Genomic DNA, 17369 nt, shown 5'->3' with positions numbered 1-17369 from the left:
CAGGGAGGTTTCTGAAGTGAACACGCGTATGCGTCGTGCCGCCGTTGCCGTTGCCACCACCGCGATGGCAGTCTCGCTCGCCGCCTGTGGCAGCGCCAAGGAGGCCGACGACAGCAAGGACTCGTCCGACTCGGCCGCCAAGAAGGGCGACGCCATCAAGGTCGGGCTGCTGCTTCCGGAGAACCAGACCGCGCGCTACGAGAAGTTCGACAAGCCCTTGATCGAGAAGAAGGTCAAGGAGCTGACGAACGGCAAGGGCGAGGTCGTCTACGCCAACGCCAAGCAGGACGCCACGCTGCAGGCGCAGCAGGTCGACACGATGATCACCAACAAGGTCGACGTGCTGATCGTGGACGCGGTGGACTCCAAGGCCATCGCCGGCTCCATCACCAAGGCCGAGCAGGCGGACATCCCGGTCGTCGCCTACGACCGCCTGGCCGAGGGCCCGATCGACGCCTACACCTCGTTCGACAACGTCACGGTCGGCAAGACCCAGGGCGAGGCCCTGCTGAAGGCGCTGGGCGACAAGGCCAAGGACGGCCAGATCGTCATGATGAACGGCTCCTCCACCGACCCGAACGCCGCCCAGTTCAAGGAGGGCGCCCACTCCGTCCTGGACGGCAAGGTGAACATCGGCCGCGAGTACGACACCAAGGAGTGGAAGCCGGAGAACGCCAACGCCAACATGCAGGCCGCGATCTCCGCCATCGGCAAGGACAAGATCATCGGCGTGTACTCCGCCAACGACGGCATGGCGGGCGGCATCATCACCGCCCTCAAGCGCGCGGGCATCGCCGACATCCCGGTCACCGGCCAGGACGCCGAACTCGCGGGCGTGCAGCGGATCATCACCGGCGAGCAGTACATGAGCGTCTACAAGTCCTACCCGCAGGAGGCCGCGGTCGCCGGTGAGATGGCCGTCGCCCTCGCCAAGGGCGAGTCGCTCGACTCCATCGCCACCAGCAAGTCCGACAGCGCCACCACCAAGGGCGTCCCGTCGGTGCTCGTCCCGGTCGTCTCGCTGACCAAGGACAACATCAAGGAGACCGTCATCAAGGAGGGCTTCTACACCCTCGACGAGATCTGCGCCGGAAACTACAAGGCCGCCTGCGACAAGATCGGCCTCAAGTAAGCAGTCCCGCTCCCCGTACCGCCTGAGCGCGTACGGGGCCGGCTGCCCCCGGTTTCCTCCGGTGCCCCGCACTCAACAGCCCCGCAAGCTAAGCGGGGCGCCGGACGGAACAACCCCCCTCATACTTCTGCACAACCTCCCGCCGGGTCAGGCGGCGAAGGAGATGGTTCACGTGTCCGCTACGCCCGTGCTGGCGTTGCGCGGGGTCTCCAAGCGATTCGGTGCCGTCCAGGCGCTCACCGACGTAGAGCTTGAGGTCCACGCCGGTGAGGTGGTCGCCCTGGTGGGCGACAACGGAGCCGGAAAGTCCACGCTGGTCAAGACGATCGCCGGCGTGCACCCCATCGATGAAGGCGCCATCGAGTGGGACGGCAAGGCCGTCAGCATCAACAAGCCGCACGACGCCCAGAACCTGGGCATCGCGACCGTCTACCAGGACCTCGCGCTGTGCGACAACATCGACGTCGTCGGCAACCTCTACCTGGGCCGCGAGATCCTCAAGCGCGGTGTCCTGGACGAGGTCGAGATGGAGCGCCGTTCCCGCGAGCTGCTGGACACGCTGTCCATCCGCATCCCCAGCGTCCGCATCCCGATCGCCTCCCTCTCCGGCGGTCAGCGCCAGGTCGTGGCGATCGCCCGGTCCATGCTCGGCGAGCCCAAGCTGGTCATCCTCGACGAGCCCACCGCCGCCCTCGGCGTCGAGCAGACCGCGCAGGTCCTCGACCTCGTGGAGCGGCTGCGCGAGCGCGGTCACGCCGTCATCCTCATCAGCCACAACATGGCCGATGTCAAGGCGGTCGCCGACAAGGTCGCCGTCCTGCGCCTCGGGCGCAACAACGGCGTCTTCGAGGTCAAGTCGACCTCGCAGGAAGAGATCATCTCCGCCATCACGGGCGCCACGGAGAACGCCGTGACCCGTCGTGCGGCGCGCACCAATGGGGAGATCAAGAAGTGAGCATCGACAAGACCTCCACGCCCGCCGAGGACAAGACGGCGGAGAACCCCGCCGCGGCCTCCGGCGCGGCCACCGCGGTCGACCCGCGGCTGCTGGTGCGCGAGCAGGGATTCGCGGGCTACCTCGCCGAGTTCAAGCGGAAGATGAAGGCGGGCGACCTCGGGTCCATCCCGGTCGTCGCCGGCCTGCTGATCATCTGGGCCATCTTCACCAGCCTGAACTCCAACTTCCTCACCGCCGGCAACTTCTCCAACATGTCGGTCACCATGGTCGGCACGGGCATGATCGCCATCGGCATCGTGTTCGTCCTGCTGCTGGGCGAGATCGACCTGTCGGTCGGCTCGGTCAGCGGTGTCGCGGGCGCCACCTTCGCCGTGCTGAACATCACGCACGGCATGAACGAGGTCCTGGCCCTGGTCCTGGCCATCCTCACCGGCACCGTGGCGGGCGCCATCCACGGCTTCTTCTTCGCCCGCATCGGCGTCCCCGCCTTCGCCGTGACACTGGCCGGCCTGCTGTTCTGGCAGGGCTTCATGCTGCAGATACTCGGCAGCAACGGCACCATCAACCTGAACAGCGACGGCATCGTCGTCAAGCTGACCAGCTACTACTTCAGCGACGTGGCCGCCGCCTACGGCCTGGCGATCGTCGTGACGGCCGGGTACTTCGTCTCCGCCTTCTTCGACAACCGCCGCCGCGCCGCCGCCGGGGTGCCGTCCCGGCCGCTGAACGAGGTCATCGTCCGCACGGTGCTGCTCGCCGTGCTGGCCTTCGCCGTGGCGATCGTCTTCAACCAGTACAAGGGCCTGCCGCTGGCCGTGGTGATCTTCCTGGCCTTCCTGCTGCTGACGGACTTCGTGCTGCGCCGCACCTCCTACGGCCGCAAGGTCTTCGCGCTCGGCGGCAGCGTCGAGGCGTCCCGCCGCGCCGGCATCAACGTGGAGCTGGTCCGGATCTCGGTCTTCGCGATCGCCGGCACCTTCGCCGCGATCGGCGGCCTGTTCGTGGCGTCGAAGATCGCCTCCGCCAACCAGGGCGCGGGCACCGGTGAGTTCCTGATGAACGTCATCGCCGCGGCCGTGATCGGCGGCACGTCCCTCTTCGGCGGCCGCGGCCGCACCTGGGACGCGCTGCTCGGTGTGATGGTCATCGTCTCCATCCAGTACGGCCTCGCCCTGGAGGGCATCGCCTCGCCGGTCCAGTACATGATCACCGGTGGCGTGCTGCTGGCGACCGTCGTCATCGACGCGGTCACCCGCAAGACGCAGAAGACGGCCGGCCGCGCCTAGGAGGCGCCCAGCGCGCCCGTCGCTGCCGACCCACCGCCCGCCCGGGCTGAGCCCCCGGGCGGGCGGTCCGTCGTCCGCCCGCCGACCGGGACGGCGGGCGGACCGCGCCCCCGGGACGTAGAAGTCGTAGAACAGGTTCCGGATGGGTAAGGCCGAACGCGTGACGTACGACGCACCGCCCGGACACGTTCCGCCGGAGCGGAACATTAGACTCGACGAGCCCGGCAACAGCTCTACTGCAAGGAGGCACGGGTGCCGCTGCTGACCCGCATCACGGGACCGCGCGATCTGGACCGGCTCAGCCTGGAAGAGCTGGGCCGGCTGGCAGAGGAGATCCGCACCTTCCTCGTCGACGCCGTCTCCAAGACCGGCGGCCATCTCGGCCCCAACCTCGGCGTGGTGGAGCTCACCCTCGCCCTGCACCGCGTCTTCGACTCGCCGAAGGACAAGGTGCTCTGGGACACCGGCCACCAGTCCTACGTGCACAAGCTGCTCACCGGACGCCAGGACTTCTCGAAGCTGAAGATGAAGGGCGGCCTGTCCGGCTACCCCTCGCAGGCCGAGTCCGAGCACGACGTCATCGAGAACAGCCACGCCTCCACCGTCCTCGGCTGGGCCGACGGCATCGCCAAGGCCAACCAGGTCCTGGACCGCGACGACCACGTCGTCGCCGTCATCGGCGACGGCGCGCTCACCGGCGGCATGGCCTGGGAGGCGCTGAACAACATCGCCGCCGCCAAGGACCGCCCCCTCGTCATCGTCGTCAACGACAACGAGCGCTCCTACGCCCCCACCATCGGCGGCCTCGCCAACCACCTGGCGACCCTGCGCACCACCGACGGCTACGAACGCTTCCTGGCCCGCACCAAGGAGGTCCTGGAGCGCACCCCGGTCGTCGGCCGCCCGCTCTACGACACCCTGCACGGCGCCAAGAAGGGCCTGAAGGACTTCATCGCCCCGCAGGGCATGTTCGAGGACCTCGGCCTCAAGTACGTCGGCCCGATCGACGGCCACGACCTCGAGGCCCTGGAGTCCGCCCTCACCCGCGCCAAGCGCTTCGGCGGCCCGGTCATCGTGCACTGCCTCACCGAGAAGGGCCGCGGCTACCAGCCCGCCCTGGCGGACGAGGCCGACCGCTTCCACGCCGTCGGCAAGATCCACCCCGACACCGGCCTGCCCATCTCCACCTCCGGCGCCGACTGGACCAGCGTCTTCGGCGACGAGATGCTGAAGCTCGGCCGGGAGCGCGAGGACGTCGTCGCCATCACCGCGGCCATGCTCCAGCCGGTCGGCCTCGACAAGTTCGCCAAGGCCTTCCCGGACCGCGTCTACGACGTCGGCATCGCCGAGCAGCACGGCGCGGTCTCCGCGGCCGGCCTCGCCCACGGCGGCGTCCACCCGGTCTTCGCCGTGTACGCCACCTTCCTCAACCGCGCCTTCGACCAGGTGCTGATGGACGTGGCCCTGCACAAGTGCGGCGTGACGTTCGTGCTGGACCGGGCCGGCGTCACCGGCACCGACGGCGCCTCCCACAACGGCATGTGGGACATGTCGATCCTCCAGGTCGTCCCCGGCCTCCGGCTCGCCGCCCCGCGCGACGCCGACCAGGTCCGCGCTCAGCTGCGCGAGGCCGTCGAGGTGGACGACGCGCCGACCGTGGTCCGCTTCTCCAAGGGCGCCGTCGGCCCCGCCGTACCGGCCGTCGGCCGCGTCGGTGGCATGGACGTGCTGCGCGCCCCGGGCACCGACGACCCCGACGTCCTCCTGGTCTCCGTCGGCGCCCTCGCCCCGATGTGCCTGGAGGTGGCGGACCTGCTCGACAAGCAGGGCATCTCCACCACCGTCGTCGACCCGCGCTGGGTCAAGCCCGTCGACGAGGCCATGGCCCCGCTCGCCGAGCGCCACCGCGTCGTCGTCACCGTCGAGGACAACTCGCGCGTCGGCGGTGTCGGCTCCGCCGTGGCCCAGGCGCTGCGCGACGCGGGCGTGGACGTGCCGCTGCGCGACTTCGGCATCCCGCCGCGCTTCCTCGACCACGCCTCGCGCGCCGAGGTCCTCGCCGAGATCGGCCTCACCGCGCCGGACATCGCCCGGCAGGTCACCGGCCTGGTCGCCAAGCTCGACGGCCGGTACGAGCGCACGGGCGCCGACGTGGACTCGGTGGAGGCCGCGCGCGACTGACGCACGCGACCGACGTACGGCCGGATGGGCAGGCTTCTCCACTCGTTGCAGTGGTGAAACCTGCCCATCCGTATGAATCCGCTCACGCCGGGGCATACGCAGTACGCCCCCCTCTCGATCATGTCGGGGACGACAAGCTCGGAGGTACCCGTGAGCAACAGCAGTCTCTTCAGGACCAAGAAGATCGAGCAGTCCATCCGGGACACGGAGGAGCCCGAGCACGCGCTCAAGAAATCCCTGTCCGCCCTGGACCTGACGGTCTTCGGCGTCGGTGTCATCATCGGCACCGGCATCTTCGTACTGACCGGCACGGTCGCCAAGAACAACGCCGGGCCCGCCGTGGCCCTGGCCTTCGTCGTGGCCGGCGTGGTCTGCGCGCTCGCCGCGCTCTGCTACGCCGAGTTCGCGTCCACCGTGCCGGTGGCCGGTTCGGCGTACACCTTCTCCTACGCCTCGCTCGGCGAACTGCCCGCCTGGATCATCGGCTGGGACCTGGTCCTGGAGTTCGCGCTCGGCACGGCGGTGGTGGCCGTCGGCTGGTCGGGGTACATCCGGTCGCTGATGGACAACGCGGGCTGGCAGATGCCCGAGGCGCTGGCCGGGAGGGACGGCGCCGAGGGGTTCGGCTTCGACATCCTCGCCGCCGTCCTGGTGCTGGTCCTCACCGGCATCCTCGTCCTCGGCATGAAGCTCTCCGCTCGCGTCACCTCGCTCGTCGTCGCCATCAAGGTGACCGTCGTCCTCATCGTGATCGTCGCGGGCGCCTTCTTCGTCAAGGGCTCCAACTACGACCCGTTCGTCCCGGAGTCGAAGCCGGTGGAGGCGGGCGGGGGACTCGACTCGCCCCTGATCCAGCTGATGTTCGGCTGGGCGCCGGCCAACTTCGGCGTGATGGGCATCTTCACCGCCGCCTCGGTCGTCTTCTTCGCCTTCATCGGCTTCGACATCGTCGCCACCGCCGCCGAGGAGACCAAGAACCCGCAGCGGGACATGCCCCGGGGCATCCTCGGTTCGCTCTTCATCTGCACCGCGCTCTACGTCGCCGTCTCGATCGTCGTCACCGGCATGCAGCACTACAGCGAGCTGTCCATCGACGCACCGCTCGCCGACGCGTTCAAATCCACCGGGCACCCCTTCTTCGCGGGAGTGATCAGCTTCGGCGCCGCCGTCGGCCTGACCACCGTCTGCATGATCCTGCTGCTCGGCCAGACCCGGGTGTTCTTCGCGATGAGCCGCGACGGACTGCTGCCGCGCTTCTTCTCCCGCGTCCACCCGAAGTTCCGGACGCCGTACCGGCCGACCATCCTGCTCGGCGTGATCATCGCGATCGTCGCCGGCTTCACCAGCCTGAGCGAGCTGGCGGAACTGGTGAACATCGGCACGCTGTTCGCGTTCGTCGTTGTCGCGATCAGCGTGATCATCCTGCGCCGCACCCGCCCCGACCTGCCCCGCGCCTTCCGCACCCCGCTGGTCCCGCTGCTGCCGATCGTGTCGGTCGCCGCCTCGCTGTGGCTGATGCTGAACCTGCCCGCCGAGACCTGGGTGCGGTTCGGCGTCTGGATGGCGATCGGCGTCGTCGTGTACTTCCTCTACAGCCGCACGCACAGCCGCCTGGCCCGCGGTGAGGAGGCCCAGGCCGGCGGCCCGTCGAAGCCGTCCGGCGACGGCGGGGCCCCGTAGCCCGGGGTCCGCCGTCCCGGCCCCGTACGCCCCGTTCTGGCGGGGCGTACGGGGCCGAACAGGTGGGCGGGAAGGAGCCGTGGCTGGGCCCGGGCGCCGTCACGCCGGACGGACCGTCCGCGGCCCCGTCACCCGAGCGCCCAGCTCCGTCACCCGGCGGCGCAGCTCGCGGTCGGCCGTCACCACCAGGACGGCACGGTCACCGGAGGCCCCCGCGACCAGCGCGACCATGTGGTCGTCCCCGCTGCCGGGCGCCGACTCCACCCGTACGCCGGGCACGGAATCCACTCCCCGGGCCGCGCCCTCGACGACGAGGACGACCTCCACCGGAGAGTCCAGCCCCGGCACCCCGTCCGCCGCCAGCCGGTCCCGCAGGCGCTCCGCGGCCCCCCGCCGGTCCCGCCACCAGCCGTCGGGAACCGACCCGACGACGTTCGCGGCGTCGACGATCACCAGGAGGGGGCCACTGTCGCTCATGAGGTCAGGGTCGCACGCGCGGGCCCACCCGGCCGGAGCGAGCCCGGACGCGGCCGCATAAAATGATCAGGTGAACGGCGAGTGGCTCATACGCGGCCGGGACGGCCGACTCAGCGTCTACCAGGAGTCCGACGGTGCCGCCCTGTGCCGTGCGGAGCAGGCACCGGGCGGTTCCTGGGGCGCCCCGCGCAGGATCGGCGGTGACCAGCGGCTGCACCCAGTGCTGGCGGTCGGCCAGGGCGCCGACGCCTACGCGCACCTGGTCTCCTGGCGGCCCACATCCCCCGGCGAGTCCGGCCTGGTGCACTGCACGCACTTCCGGCCGCTGCTGGCCGCCCTGGACTGGGAACCCGTCGGTCATCCGAACGGCACGGGGGACCGGACCGGTCCGCCCGCCGTCGCGGTCGACGACCAGGGCCGTGCCCACGTCTTCGTGCGCAACGAAGGCGGCGGGCTCAGCATGCGGGCCCAGAAGCAGAAGGGCGGCTGGGGCCCGTGGCGCGACCTGAAGGGCGCGCAGCTCCAGGACGCGCCCGTCGCGGTGGCGGGCAGGGCCGGACGCATCGAGGCCTACGCGTACCGCCCCGGGAGGCTCATCCACTGGCTCCAGGAGAAGCCGGCCACCGAGTTCCGGATGGGGGACTCGGTGGAGACGGAGGCCCGTCCGGGCACCCTGCGCGCCCTGGCGACCTCCGACGAGAACACCACCCTGTTCTTCACCGACGCGTCCGGCACTCTGTGCGCCTGGCGGCCCGGAGCGGAGCCCGTGGCCCTCGTCACCGCGGCGGGCCCCGGACCGGTCGCGGCCGTCCGCTGCGAACTCGACGGGCACGACTGCACGCTGCTGGCACAGCGCTCGGCCTCCGGCCGGATCGCCTTCGCGGCCTACCCCAGCGAACAGGAGTCGGCCGGCGCCTGGTGGACCGAGTCGGGTCCGGTGCTGCCGGCCGACGCGACGGTGTCCCTCACCCTGGACACCGACGCCCGCGTGGTCGCCGCGATCCTGTCGCCGTCGACCGGGCAGCTGCTGCTGGCGAGGCGGAAGGACGAGGCGGGGCTGGCGCTGGGGGCGTGGGAAGCGGTGTGACGGCCGGGCCGGCGCAGGCCGGCACCACGAGTGACAGAACGCCCGATGGGCCGTACCGGACGAATCCGGTACGGCCCATCGGTCTGCTGGAGGCCGGAGCTACGCGGGAACCGAAGCCACCCCGGTGTCCAGGAACCGCTTCCCGTTCACCCGCTCGGAGACGCCCTCGCGGTCCAGGTACGGCGTGATGCCGCCCAGGTGGAAGGGCCAGCCGGCGCCGGTGATCAGGCAGAGGTCGATGTCCTGGGCCTCGGCGACGACGCCCTCGTCGAGCATCAGGCCGATCTCCTGGGCCACCGCGTCGAGCACCCGCGCCCGCACCTGCTCCTCCGTCAGGACGGTGTCGCCCTGCTTGAGGAGCGCGGCGACCTCCGGGTCCAGCTCGGGCTTGCCGCTGTCGTAGAGGTAGAAGCCGCGCTTGCCGGCCTCGACGACCGCCTTGAGGTTGGGGGAGACCGTGAAGCGCTCCGGGAAGGCCCGGTTCAGGGTCTCGGAGACGTGCAGGCCGATCGCCGGGCCGACCAGCTCCAGCAGGACCAGCGGGGACATCGGCAGGCCGAGGGGCTCGACCGCCTTCTCCGCCACGTCCACCGGCGTGCCCTCGTCGATGACGTTCTGGATCTCGCCCATGAAGCGGGTCAGGATGCGGTTCACGACGAACGCCGGGGCGTCCTTGACGAGGACCGCGGTCTTCTTCAGCTTCTTGGCGACGCCGAACGCCGTGGCCAGCGAGGCCTCGTCGGTCTGCTCGCCGCGCACGATCTCGAGGAGCGGGAGGATCGCGACCGGGTTGAAGAAGTGGAAGCCGACGACCCGCTCGGGGTGCTTCAGCTTCGACGCCATCTCCGAGACGGAGAGGGACGAGGTGTTCGTCGCCAGGATCGCGTGCGCCGGGGCGACCGCCTCGACCTCCGCGAACACCTTCTGCTTGACGCCCATCTCCTCGAAGACGGCCTCGATGACGAAGTCCGCGTCCGCGAAGCCCTCGGCCTTGTCCAGGACGCCGGAGACGAGGGCCTTCAGCCTGTTCGCCTTGTCCTGGTTGATGCGGCCCTTGCCGAGCAGCTTGTCGATCTCGGCGTGGACGTAGCCCACACCCTTGTCGACGCGCTCCTGGTCGATGTCGGTCAGGACGACCGGCACCTCCAGGCGGCGCAGGAACAGCAGCGCGAGCTGGGAGGCCATCAGGCCGGCGCCGACGACACCCACCTTGGTGACCGGTCGGGCCAGCGACTTGTCCGGGGCGCCCGCGGGGCGCTTGCCGCGCTTCTGCACCAGGTTGAAGGCGTAGATGCCGGAGCGCAGTTCGCCGCCCATGATCAGGTCGGCGAGGGCCTGGTCCTCGGCGTCGTAGCCCTGCTGGAGGTCGCCGTTCTTGGCGGCGGCGATGATGTCCAGCGCGCGGTAGGCGGCCGGGGCCGCGCCGTGCACCTTGCCGTCGGCGATGAAGCGGCCGCGCGCGACGGCCTGGTCCCACGCCTCGCCGCGGTCGATCGCCGGACGCTCGACCGCGATCTCGCCCTTGAGGACGGACGCGGTCCAGATCAGCGACTGCTCCAGGAAGTCCGCGCCCTCGAAGATCGCGTCCGCGATGCCGAGTTCGTAGACCTGCTTGCCCTTGAGCTGCTTGTTCTGGTTGAGGCTGTTCTCGATGATGACCGAGACGGCCTTGTCGGCGCCGATCAGGTTCGGCAGCAGCGTGCAGCCGCCCCAGCCGGGGACCAGGCCGAGGAAGACCTCGGGGAGGGAGAAGGCGGGGAGGGCCGCGGACACCGTCCGGTAGGAGCAGTGCAGGCCGATCTCGACGCCGCCGCCCATCGCGGCACCGTTGTAGTACGCGAAGGTCGGCACGGCCAGCTTCGCCAGCCGCTTGAAGACGTCGTGGCCGCCCTTGCCGATGGCCAGCGCGTCCTCGTGCCGCTTCAGCAGCTCGACGCCCTTGAGGTCGGCGCCGACCGCGAAGATGAACGGCTTGCCGGTGACGCCGACGCCGACGATGTCGCCGTCCGCGGCCTCCTTCTCGACCCGGTCGATCGCGGCGTCGATGTTCGCCAGCGACTGCGGGCCCAGCGTGGTCGGCTTGGTGTGGTCGTGGCCGTTGTCCAGGGTGATCAGGGCGAAGCGCCCGGCGCCCAGGGGCAGGTCGAAGTGGCGCACGTGGGCGCTGGTGACGACCTCGCCGGGGAACAGCTCGGCCGCACCCTTCAGAAGCTCTGCGGTGGTGCTCACTTGTCCCCCTCGAAGTGCGGGTTCTCCCAGACGACCGTCGCGCCCATGCCGAAGCCGACGCACATGGTGGTCAGGCCGTAGCGGACGTTCGGCTGCTCCTCGAACTGGCGGGCCAGCTGCGTCATCAGGCGGACGCCGGAGGAGGCCAGCGGGTGGCCGAAGGCGATGGCGCCGCCGTACTGGTTGACGCGGGCGTCGTCGTCGGCGATGCCGTAGTGCTCCAGGAAGGCGAGGACCTGGACGGCGAAGGCCTCGTTGATCTCGAACAGGCCGATGTCGGAGATGGACAGCCCGGCCTGGGCCAGGGCCTTCTCCGTGGCCGGGATCGGGCCGTAGCCCATGACCTCCGGCTCCACGCCCGCGAAGGCGTAGGAGACCAGGCGCATCTTCACCGGGAGGTTGTTCTCCCTGGCGAAGTCCTCGCTCGCGATGAGGGAGGCGGTGGCGCCGTCGTTCAGACCGGCCGCGTTGCCCGCGGTGACCCGGCCGTGCACGCGGAACGGCGTCTTCAGGCCGGCCAGGTTCTCCAGCGTGGTGCCCGGGCGCATCGGCTCGTCGGCGGTGACCAGGCCCCAGCCCGTCTCACCGGCCTCCTCGTTGGTGCGGCGCACCGACACCGGCACCAGGTCCGCCTGGATCTGGCCGTTGGCGTACGCCTTGGCGGCCTTCTCCTGCGAGCGCACCGCGTACTCGTCGGCGCGCTGCTTGGTGATGCTGGGGTAGCGGTCGTGCAGGTTCTCCGCGGTCATGCCCATGAACAGGGCGGACTCGTCGACCAGCTTCTCGCTGACGAACCGCGGGTTCGGGTCGACGCCCTCGCCCATCGGGTGGCGGCCCATGTGCTCGACACCGCCCGCGACGGCGACGTCGTACGCGCCGAAGGCGACCGAACCGGCCACCGAGGTGACGGCGGTCAGGGCGCCCGCGCACATGCGGTCGATGGAGTAGCCCGGGACCGAGGTGGGCAGGCCCGCCAGGATGCCGGCGGTGCGGCCGATGGTCAGGCCCTGGTCACCGATCTGCGTGGTCGCGGCGACGGCGACCTCGTCGATCTTCTTGGGATCGAGACCGGGATTGCGGCGCAGCAGCTCCCGGATCGCCTTCACGACCAGGTCGTCGGCGCGGGTCTCGTGGTAGATGCCCTTCGGGCCCGCCTTGCCGAACGGGGTGCGGACGCCGTCTACGAAGACGACGTCCCTGACGGTACGAGGCACGATGGCTCTCCTCCAGGGTGCGGGATGGCACTGCTGCGGCACGCATGCACTGAGCGCGCGCTCAGCCCCATGCTACTTGTGGGTAACGTAGCTGCCCAGTCCCCCCGGCGGGAGCGGCGAAGGTCACATCACCGGATTGCGCCGCCCTCCTACGACACGCCCTCGGCCAACGCCGTCACCAGCACCGGCGTCACCTGCTCCACCTGCCAGGGCCGGGCCCCGTGCCCGGCGAGGGCCGCGCCCACCGACTCCTCGTCGAGGGCGGCCGGCGGCTCCCAGCACACCCGGCGCACCGTGTCCGGGGTGATCAGGTTCTCCTGAGGCATGCTCAGCCGCTCGGCCAGTGCCGTCACCGCCGCGCGCGCCGCGGTGAGCCGGGCCGCGGCGGCCGGGTCCTTGTCGGCCCACGCCCGCGGTGGCGGGGGACCGGTCACCGGCTGGCCGGGCTGCGGCAGCTGCGACTCGGACAGGGCACGGGCCCGGTCGACCGCCACCTGCCACTGCTCCAGCTGCCGGCGGTTGACCCGCCCGAAGCCGTTCAGCGCGGCCAGCGCGTGCGCGTTGGGCGGCAGCGCGAGCGCGGCCTCGACGATGGCGGCGTCCCCGAGCACCTTGCCCGGCGAGACGTCCCGGCGCTGCGCGATCCGGTCCCGGGTCTGCCACAGCTCCCGTACGACGGCGAGCTGCCGGCGGCGGCGCACCTTGTGCATGCCGGACGTGCGGCGCCACGGGTCCTTGCGGGGCTCGGGCGGCGGGGCGGAGGCGATCGCGTCGAACTCCTGCCGGGCCCAGTCCAGCTTGCCCTGCCGGTCCAGCTCCTTCTCCAGCGCGTCGCGCAGGTCGACCAGGAGCTCGACGTCGAGCGCGGCGTAGCGCAGCCAGGGCTCGGGCAGCGGGCGGGTGGACCAGTCGACGGCCGAGTGGCCCTTCTCCAGGACGAAGCCCAGCACGTTCTCCACCATCGCGCCGAGACCGACCCGCGGGAAACCGGCCAGCCGTCCCGCCAGCTCGGTGTCGAAGATGCGGGTGGGCACCATCCCTATTTCGCGCAGGCACGGCAGGTCCTGGGTGGCCGCGTGCAGCACCCACTCGGTGTCGGCGATCGCCGCACCCAGTGCGGACAGGTCGGGGCAGGCCACCGGGTCGATCAGCGCGGTGCCGGCACCCTCGCGGCGCAGCTGCACCAGATACGCCCGCTGCCCGTAGCGGTAGCCGGAGGCGCGCTCGGCGTCGACGGCGACCGGGCCGTGCCCGGCGGCGAAGGCGGCGGTCACCTCGGCGAGGGCCGCGGCGTCGGCGATCACCGGCGGAATGCCCTCGCGTGGTTCCAGCAAGGGTGTCGGCGCCTGGCTCGCAGAAGATCCGGCGTCGTCCGGAGGGGCGCCTCCGGTGGTTCGCAGTGAACGGTCTGCTGCGGTTTCGTGGGCGTCGGTCACCTGTCAAGGGTATCCGTGGATCGACCGCGCCCGCCGACGGAACGTTCCGTCGGCGGGCGCGGGAGGGTCGTAAACCAGTCAGGTCAGTGAAAGATCGGCTTCCATCGGCTTCAGGGGGACGGTGGCGGCGGTCACGGCGTGCGGGGAGTGGAGGGGGGAGTGGTCAGTGGATGATCCCGGTCCGCAGGGCCACGGCGACCATCCCGGCGCGGTCGCCCGTGCCGAGCTTGCGGGCGATGCGGGCCAGGTGGCTCTTGACGGTCAGGGCGGACAGGCCCATCGAGACGCCGATCGCCTTGTTCGACTGGCCCTCCGCGACCAGCCGCAGCACCTCGACCTCGCGGCCGGAGAGCTCGCGGTAGCCGCCCGGGTGGCTCGGGGCGCCCGGGGGGCGGCGGTGCAGGCGGGCGGCGGCGGCGCCGATGGGTGCGGCGCCCGGCCGGGTGGGGAGCCCGACGTTGGTGCGGGTGCCGGTGACGACGTAGCCCTTGACGCCGCCGGCCAGGGCGTTGCGCACGGCGCCGATGTCGTCGGCGGCGGACAGGGCGAGGCCGTTGGGCCAGCCCGCGGCGCGGGTCTCCGACAGCAGGGTCAGGCCGGAGCCGTCGGGGAGGTGGACGTCGGCGACGCAGATGTCGCGGGGGTTGCCGATGCGGGGACGAGCCTCCGCGACGGACGAGGCCTCGATGACATCGCGCACACCGAGCGCCCACAGGTGGCGGGTGACGGTGGATCGGACGCGCGGGTCGGCCACGACCACCATGGCGGTCGGCTTGTTCGGGCGGTAGGCGACCAGGCTTGCAGGCTGCTCGAGGAGAACGGACACCAGGCCTCCTGGGGTGCGGGACGGGGCCGGCTCGTGGGGGACGAAGCCGGGACGAACCGTGCTTTCAAGGTCACAGTCGTCTTCGGCACCGAACGCGTCCGCCTTTAGAGAATGATCACGATCTGGTGAGTAACAATCCGAGCAATTCGGACACGCGGTCGATCATTCGAAGACCGAACGGTTTCGCACTTTGTCGATACGGGGCCGAAAGTGGTCGTGTCGACAAAGTGACGGAACGTTTCGCGGGCCGGAGCGGGCCCCGGTACGGAGCATGTGGAGGGGCGGGCGGGGCCTAGCGCGACTGCGGGCCGCGGCGCTGCGGCAGCGTCACGATCGACGCGTCCCCGGGCGCGGCCGGCGGCAGGCCCGCGACCTGCGCCAGCAGATCGCACCACGAGGCCAGGTGCGCGGCGGTGTCCGGGACGCCGCCCAGCCCTTCGCGCGGTGTCCAGGACGCCCGGATCTCGATCTGCGAGGCGGACGGCCGCGCGGAGAGCCCGCCGAAGTAGTGGGAGCTCGCCCGCGTGACCGTGCCACTGGGCTCGCCGTAGGTCAGCCCGCGTGCCTGGAGCGCGCCGGTGAGCCAGGACCAGCAGACGTCGGGCAGCAGTGGGTCGGCGGCCATCTCCTGCTCCAGCTCGGCCCGCACCAGCGTCACCAGCCGGAAGGTGCCGTGCCAGGCGTCGTGTCCGGCCGGGTCGTGCAGCAGCACCAGCCGTCCGTCCGCCAGGTCCTCGTCGCCGTCGACGACCGCCGCCTCCAGGGCGTACGCGTACGGGGCGAGCCGCTTCGGCGGCGGCACCGCCTCGACCTCGATCTGCGGCCGCAGCCGCGCGGTCCTGAGCGCTTCGACGGCGGCCGCGAAGGGCGGCGGAACCGTACTCCCCGAAGGCCGGGAATCCTCCTCGGCACCCTTCCTCTCGTCCATTCCGCCAGCGCCGTCCGACAGTCGTCCCTGAGCCGCAGCCATGCGGGGAAGGTTAAGCGGAACAGCGCCCCGGCGCAGGGAGGGACACCCGCGTGCGGGCGCGATGTCCGGATCACGCGGTTCCGTGCGGGCGCCCCCGCGCGGCTCGCGCGCGGTCGCACCCGTGGTCGGGCACCGTCCGAGGGGCATGCGAGACTTGCCGGTGTGAGTGCCGAACAGAGCCCCGCGGGCAAGCAGCCGACCGCCACGTACGACTCCGCGTTCCTCAAGGCGTGCAGGCGTGAGCCGGTGCCGCACACCCCTGTGTGGTTCATGCGGCAGGCCGGGCGCTCGCTGCCGGAGTACCGCAAGGTGCGCGAGGGCATCCCGATGCTCGAGTCCTGCATGCGGCCGGAACTGGTCACCGAGATCACCCTCCAGCCCGTGCGCCGGCACGGCGTGGACGCGGCGATCTACTTCAGCGACATCGTGGTCCCGCTCAAGGCCATCGGCATCGACCTCGACATCAAGCCCGGCGTCGGCCCGGTCGTCGAGGAGCCGATCCGCACCCGCGCCGACCTGGCCCGCCTGCGCGACCTCACCCCCGAGGACGTCTCGTACGTCACCGAGGCCTACGGCCTGCTCACCCGCGAGCTGGGCGCCACCCCGCTGATCGGCTTCGCGGGCGCCCCGTTCACCCTCGCCAGCTACCTCGTCGAGGGCGGTCCGTCCCGCAACCACGAGCACACCAAGGCGCTCATGTACGGCGACCCGCAGCTGTGGGCCGACCTCCTGGACCGCCTGGCCGACATCACGGCCGCCTTCCTCAAGGTGCAGATCGAGGCGGGCGCGAGCGCGGTCCAGCTCTTCGACTCCTGGGTCGGCGCCCTGGCCCCCGCGGACTACCGCCGCTTCGTGCAGCCGGCCTCCCGCAAGGTCTTCGAGGCCGTCGCCGGGTACGGCGTGCCGCGCATCCACTTCGGCGTCGGCACCGGCGAACTCCTGCGCGACATGGGCGAGGCCGGCGCGGACGTGGTCGGCGTCGACTGGCGCGTCCCGCTGGACGAGGCCGCCCGTCGCGTCGGCCCCGGCAAGGCGCTCCAGGGCAACCTGGACCCCGCCCTCCTCTTCTCCACCCCGCAGGCGGTCGAGACCCGGACCCGCGAGATCCTGGACGCGGCGGCCGGCCTGGAGGGCCACGTCTTCAACCTCGGCCACGGCGTCCTGCCCGACACGGACCCGGACGCGCTGAGCCGCCTCGTGGAGTACGTGCACACGCAGACCGCGCGCTGAGGACGCGGGCACGCGGGCACCGAACCTGCCCGGCGGCGACACACTCCGAGCGGCCCGTCCGGCACCCGGGGTCCGGCAGCACGGCGCCCCGACCGTGCACTCGCGCGGGCCGCGGGACCTCGGGCAGCCGCCGCGATCCCGGTCGGTGAGCGGATGACGCGCGCGGCGTTCCGTGACTCGGGGGCGGTAGGCCGAGCGTGTCCCGGACCGGCCTCGCGGTTGCGGGCGGCCTCCCCGCGGCCCGTTCGCGTCCCGCGCCCGGCTCACGCCGCGTCCACCCCCGAAGCGGCACTCGCGCCGTGGGTGAAGATCCGGGCCGTTCCGGTGCCGTAGGTGCCCGGCGGGCCCGTCTCCGTCGCGATCGTGTCCGGTTGTGCCGCGGTGAGGCCGGTGAGCGCGCAGGCCATCCAGGCGTGCCGGGCCGCTATGTCGCGCCGACTCGCCGCTGGGCCTGCTGGAGGGCATCGACCGTGCCTTTCGGATCGGGGCTTTGGTATAGACCAAGCTGTTGCGTGCCAGGTTAACCAGACGTGTCAAGAGGAGGCCTGTCGGCACCTCGGCGCCAACTGGGCGGCTCACTACGGCTGTTGACACTTCCACTTGGTCTAGTTGTGCTGTCCCGCGACGTTGGTGACACGCCTGCTGGGTGCTTGAACAGGTGAG

13 protein-coding genes are annotated in these 17369 nt (G+C 71.3%); 7 read left to right on the top strand and 6 right to left on the bottom strand.

What is annotated here, in order from left to right; all coding sequences use genetic code 11:
• Window positions 1-28: 28 nt before the first annotated feature.
• From AMK11_RS34905 to AMK11_RS34885, 5 genes are all read left to right on the top strand, one after another.
• Window positions 29-1132 carry an ABC transporter substrate-binding protein gene (locus tag AMK11_RS34905; protein WP_073732153.1) on the top strand — a complete coding sequence of 368 codons (1104 nt, stop codon included), beginning with the start codon at window positions 29-31 and terminating at the stop codon, window positions 1130-1132.
• A gap of 163 nt (window positions 1133-1295) precedes the next feature.
• The gene (locus AMK11_RS34900) at window positions 1296-2087 is read left to right on the top strand and encodes an ATP-binding cassette domain-containing protein (RefSeq protein ID WP_073732152.1); all 792 of its coding nucleotides are present in this window, start codon (window positions 1296-1298) and stop codon (window positions 2085-2087) included.
• Window positions 2084-3376 (top strand): sugar ABC transporter permease, encoded by a 1293-nt coding sequence (locus tag AMK11_RS34895; RefSeq protein WP_073732151.1) that lies wholly within the window; start codon window positions 2084-2086, stop codon window positions 3374-3376. The genes AMK11_RS34900 and AMK11_RS34895 overlap by 4 nt, the downstream gene beginning before the upstream one ends.
• 252 nt (window positions 3377-3628) lie before the next feature.
• Window positions 3629-5557: a 1-deoxy-D-xylulose-5-phosphate synthase gene (gene dxs, locus AMK11_RS34890; RefSeq protein ID WP_073732150.1), complete on the top strand. Its 1929-nt coding sequence runs from the start codon at window positions 3629-3631 to the stop codon at window positions 5555-5557.
• Between the two features lie 150 nt (window positions 5558-5707).
• Window positions 5708-7237: an amino acid permease gene (locus AMK11_RS34885; protein WP_241847152.1), complete on the top strand. Its 1530-nt coding sequence runs from the start codon at window positions 5708-5710 to the stop codon at window positions 7235-7237.
• A gap of 99 nt (window positions 7238-7336) precedes the next feature.
• On the opposite strand, the gene AMK11_RS34880 is transcribed toward AMK11_RS34885, so the two are convergent.
• Window positions 7337-7714, bottom strand: a complete 378-nt coding sequence (locus tag AMK11_RS34880) for an NTP pyrophosphohydrolase (protein ID WP_073732149.1) — start codon at window positions 7712-7714, stop codon at window positions 7337-7339.
• A 70-nt stretch (window positions 7715-7784) separates the two neighbouring features.
• Here AMK11_RS34880 and AMK11_RS34875 point away from each other — a divergent pair, with 70 nt between their 5' ends.
• A complete protein-coding gene (locus AMK11_RS34875; RefSeq protein WP_073732148.1) occupies window positions 7785-8801 on the top strand; it encodes a hypothetical protein in 1017 nt (338 codons plus the stop codon).
• Between the two features lie 99 nt (window positions 8802-8900).
• On the opposite strand, the gene AMK11_RS34870 is transcribed toward AMK11_RS34875, so the two are convergent.
• The 5 genes from AMK11_RS34870 to AMK11_RS34850 form a co-directional block, all read right to left on the bottom strand.
• Window positions 8901-11030 (bottom strand): 3-hydroxyacyl-CoA dehydrogenase NAD-binding domain-containing protein, encoded by a 2130-nt coding sequence (locus tag AMK11_RS34870; protein WP_073732147.1) that lies wholly within the window; start codon window positions 11028-11030, stop codon window positions 8901-8903.
• Window positions 11027-12244, bottom strand: coding sequence for a thiolase family protein (locus tag AMK11_RS34865; RefSeq protein ID WP_073732146.1), 1218 nt, complete (start codon window positions 12242-12244; stop codon window positions 11027-11029). The genes AMK11_RS34870 and AMK11_RS34865 overlap by 4 nt, the downstream gene beginning before the upstream one ends.
• Window positions 12245-12393: 149 nt before the next feature.
• On the bottom strand, window positions 12394-13680 hold the full coding sequence (locus AMK11_RS34860; RefSeq protein WP_073732145.1) for a ribonuclease D: 1287 nt from the start codon (window positions 13678-13680) through the stop codon (window positions 12394-12396).
• 163 nt (window positions 13681-13843) lie between these two features.
• Entirely contained in the window at window positions 13844-14506 is a 663-nt protein-coding gene (locus AMK11_RS34855; protein WP_003972894.1) for a response regulator transcription factor, read from the bottom strand.
• A gap of 292 nt (window positions 14507-14798) precedes the next feature.
• A complete protein-coding gene (locus AMK11_RS34850; RefSeq protein ID WP_241847151.1) occupies window positions 14799-15434 on the bottom strand; it encodes a DUF3000 domain-containing protein in 636 nt (211 codons plus the stop codon).
• 204 nt (window positions 15435-15638) lie between these two features.
• Between AMK11_RS34850 and hemE the strand changes: the two genes are divergently transcribed.
• Window positions 15639-16706, top strand: coding sequence for a uroporphyrinogen decarboxylase (hemE, locus tag AMK11_RS34845; RefSeq protein ID WP_073732143.1), 1068 nt, complete (start codon window positions 15639-15641; stop codon window positions 16704-16706).
• Window positions 16707-17369: the final 663 nt, after the last annotated feature.

The sequence above is a fragment of the Streptomyces sp. CB02414 genome, from assembly GCF_001905385.1.
Lineage (GTDB): Bacteria > Actinomycetota > Actinomycetes > Streptomycetales > Streptomycetaceae > Streptomyces.
This window is presented reverse-complemented; position numbering and strand designations above follow the sequence as displayed.

What these genes read in the sequence shown, in the direction of transcription:
- AMK11_RS34905 (WP_073732153.1), top strand. Translation starts at nt 29, where the DNA reads ATGCGTCGTGCCGCCGTTGCCGTTGCCACCACCGCGATGGCAGTCTCG.
- AMK11_RS34900 (WP_073732152.1), top strand. Translation starts at nt 1,296, where the DNA reads ATGGTTCACGTGTCCGCTACGCCCGTGCTGGCGTTGCGCGGGGTCTCC.
- AMK11_RS34880 (WP_073732149.1), bottom strand. Translation starts at nt 7,714, where the DNA reads ATGAGCGACAGTGGCCCCCTCCTGGTGATCGTCGACGCCGCGAACGTC.
- AMK11_RS34850 (WP_241847151.1), bottom strand. Translation starts at nt 15,434, where the DNA reads ATGGACGAGAGGAAGGGTGCCGAGGAGGATTCCCGGCCTTCGGGGAGT.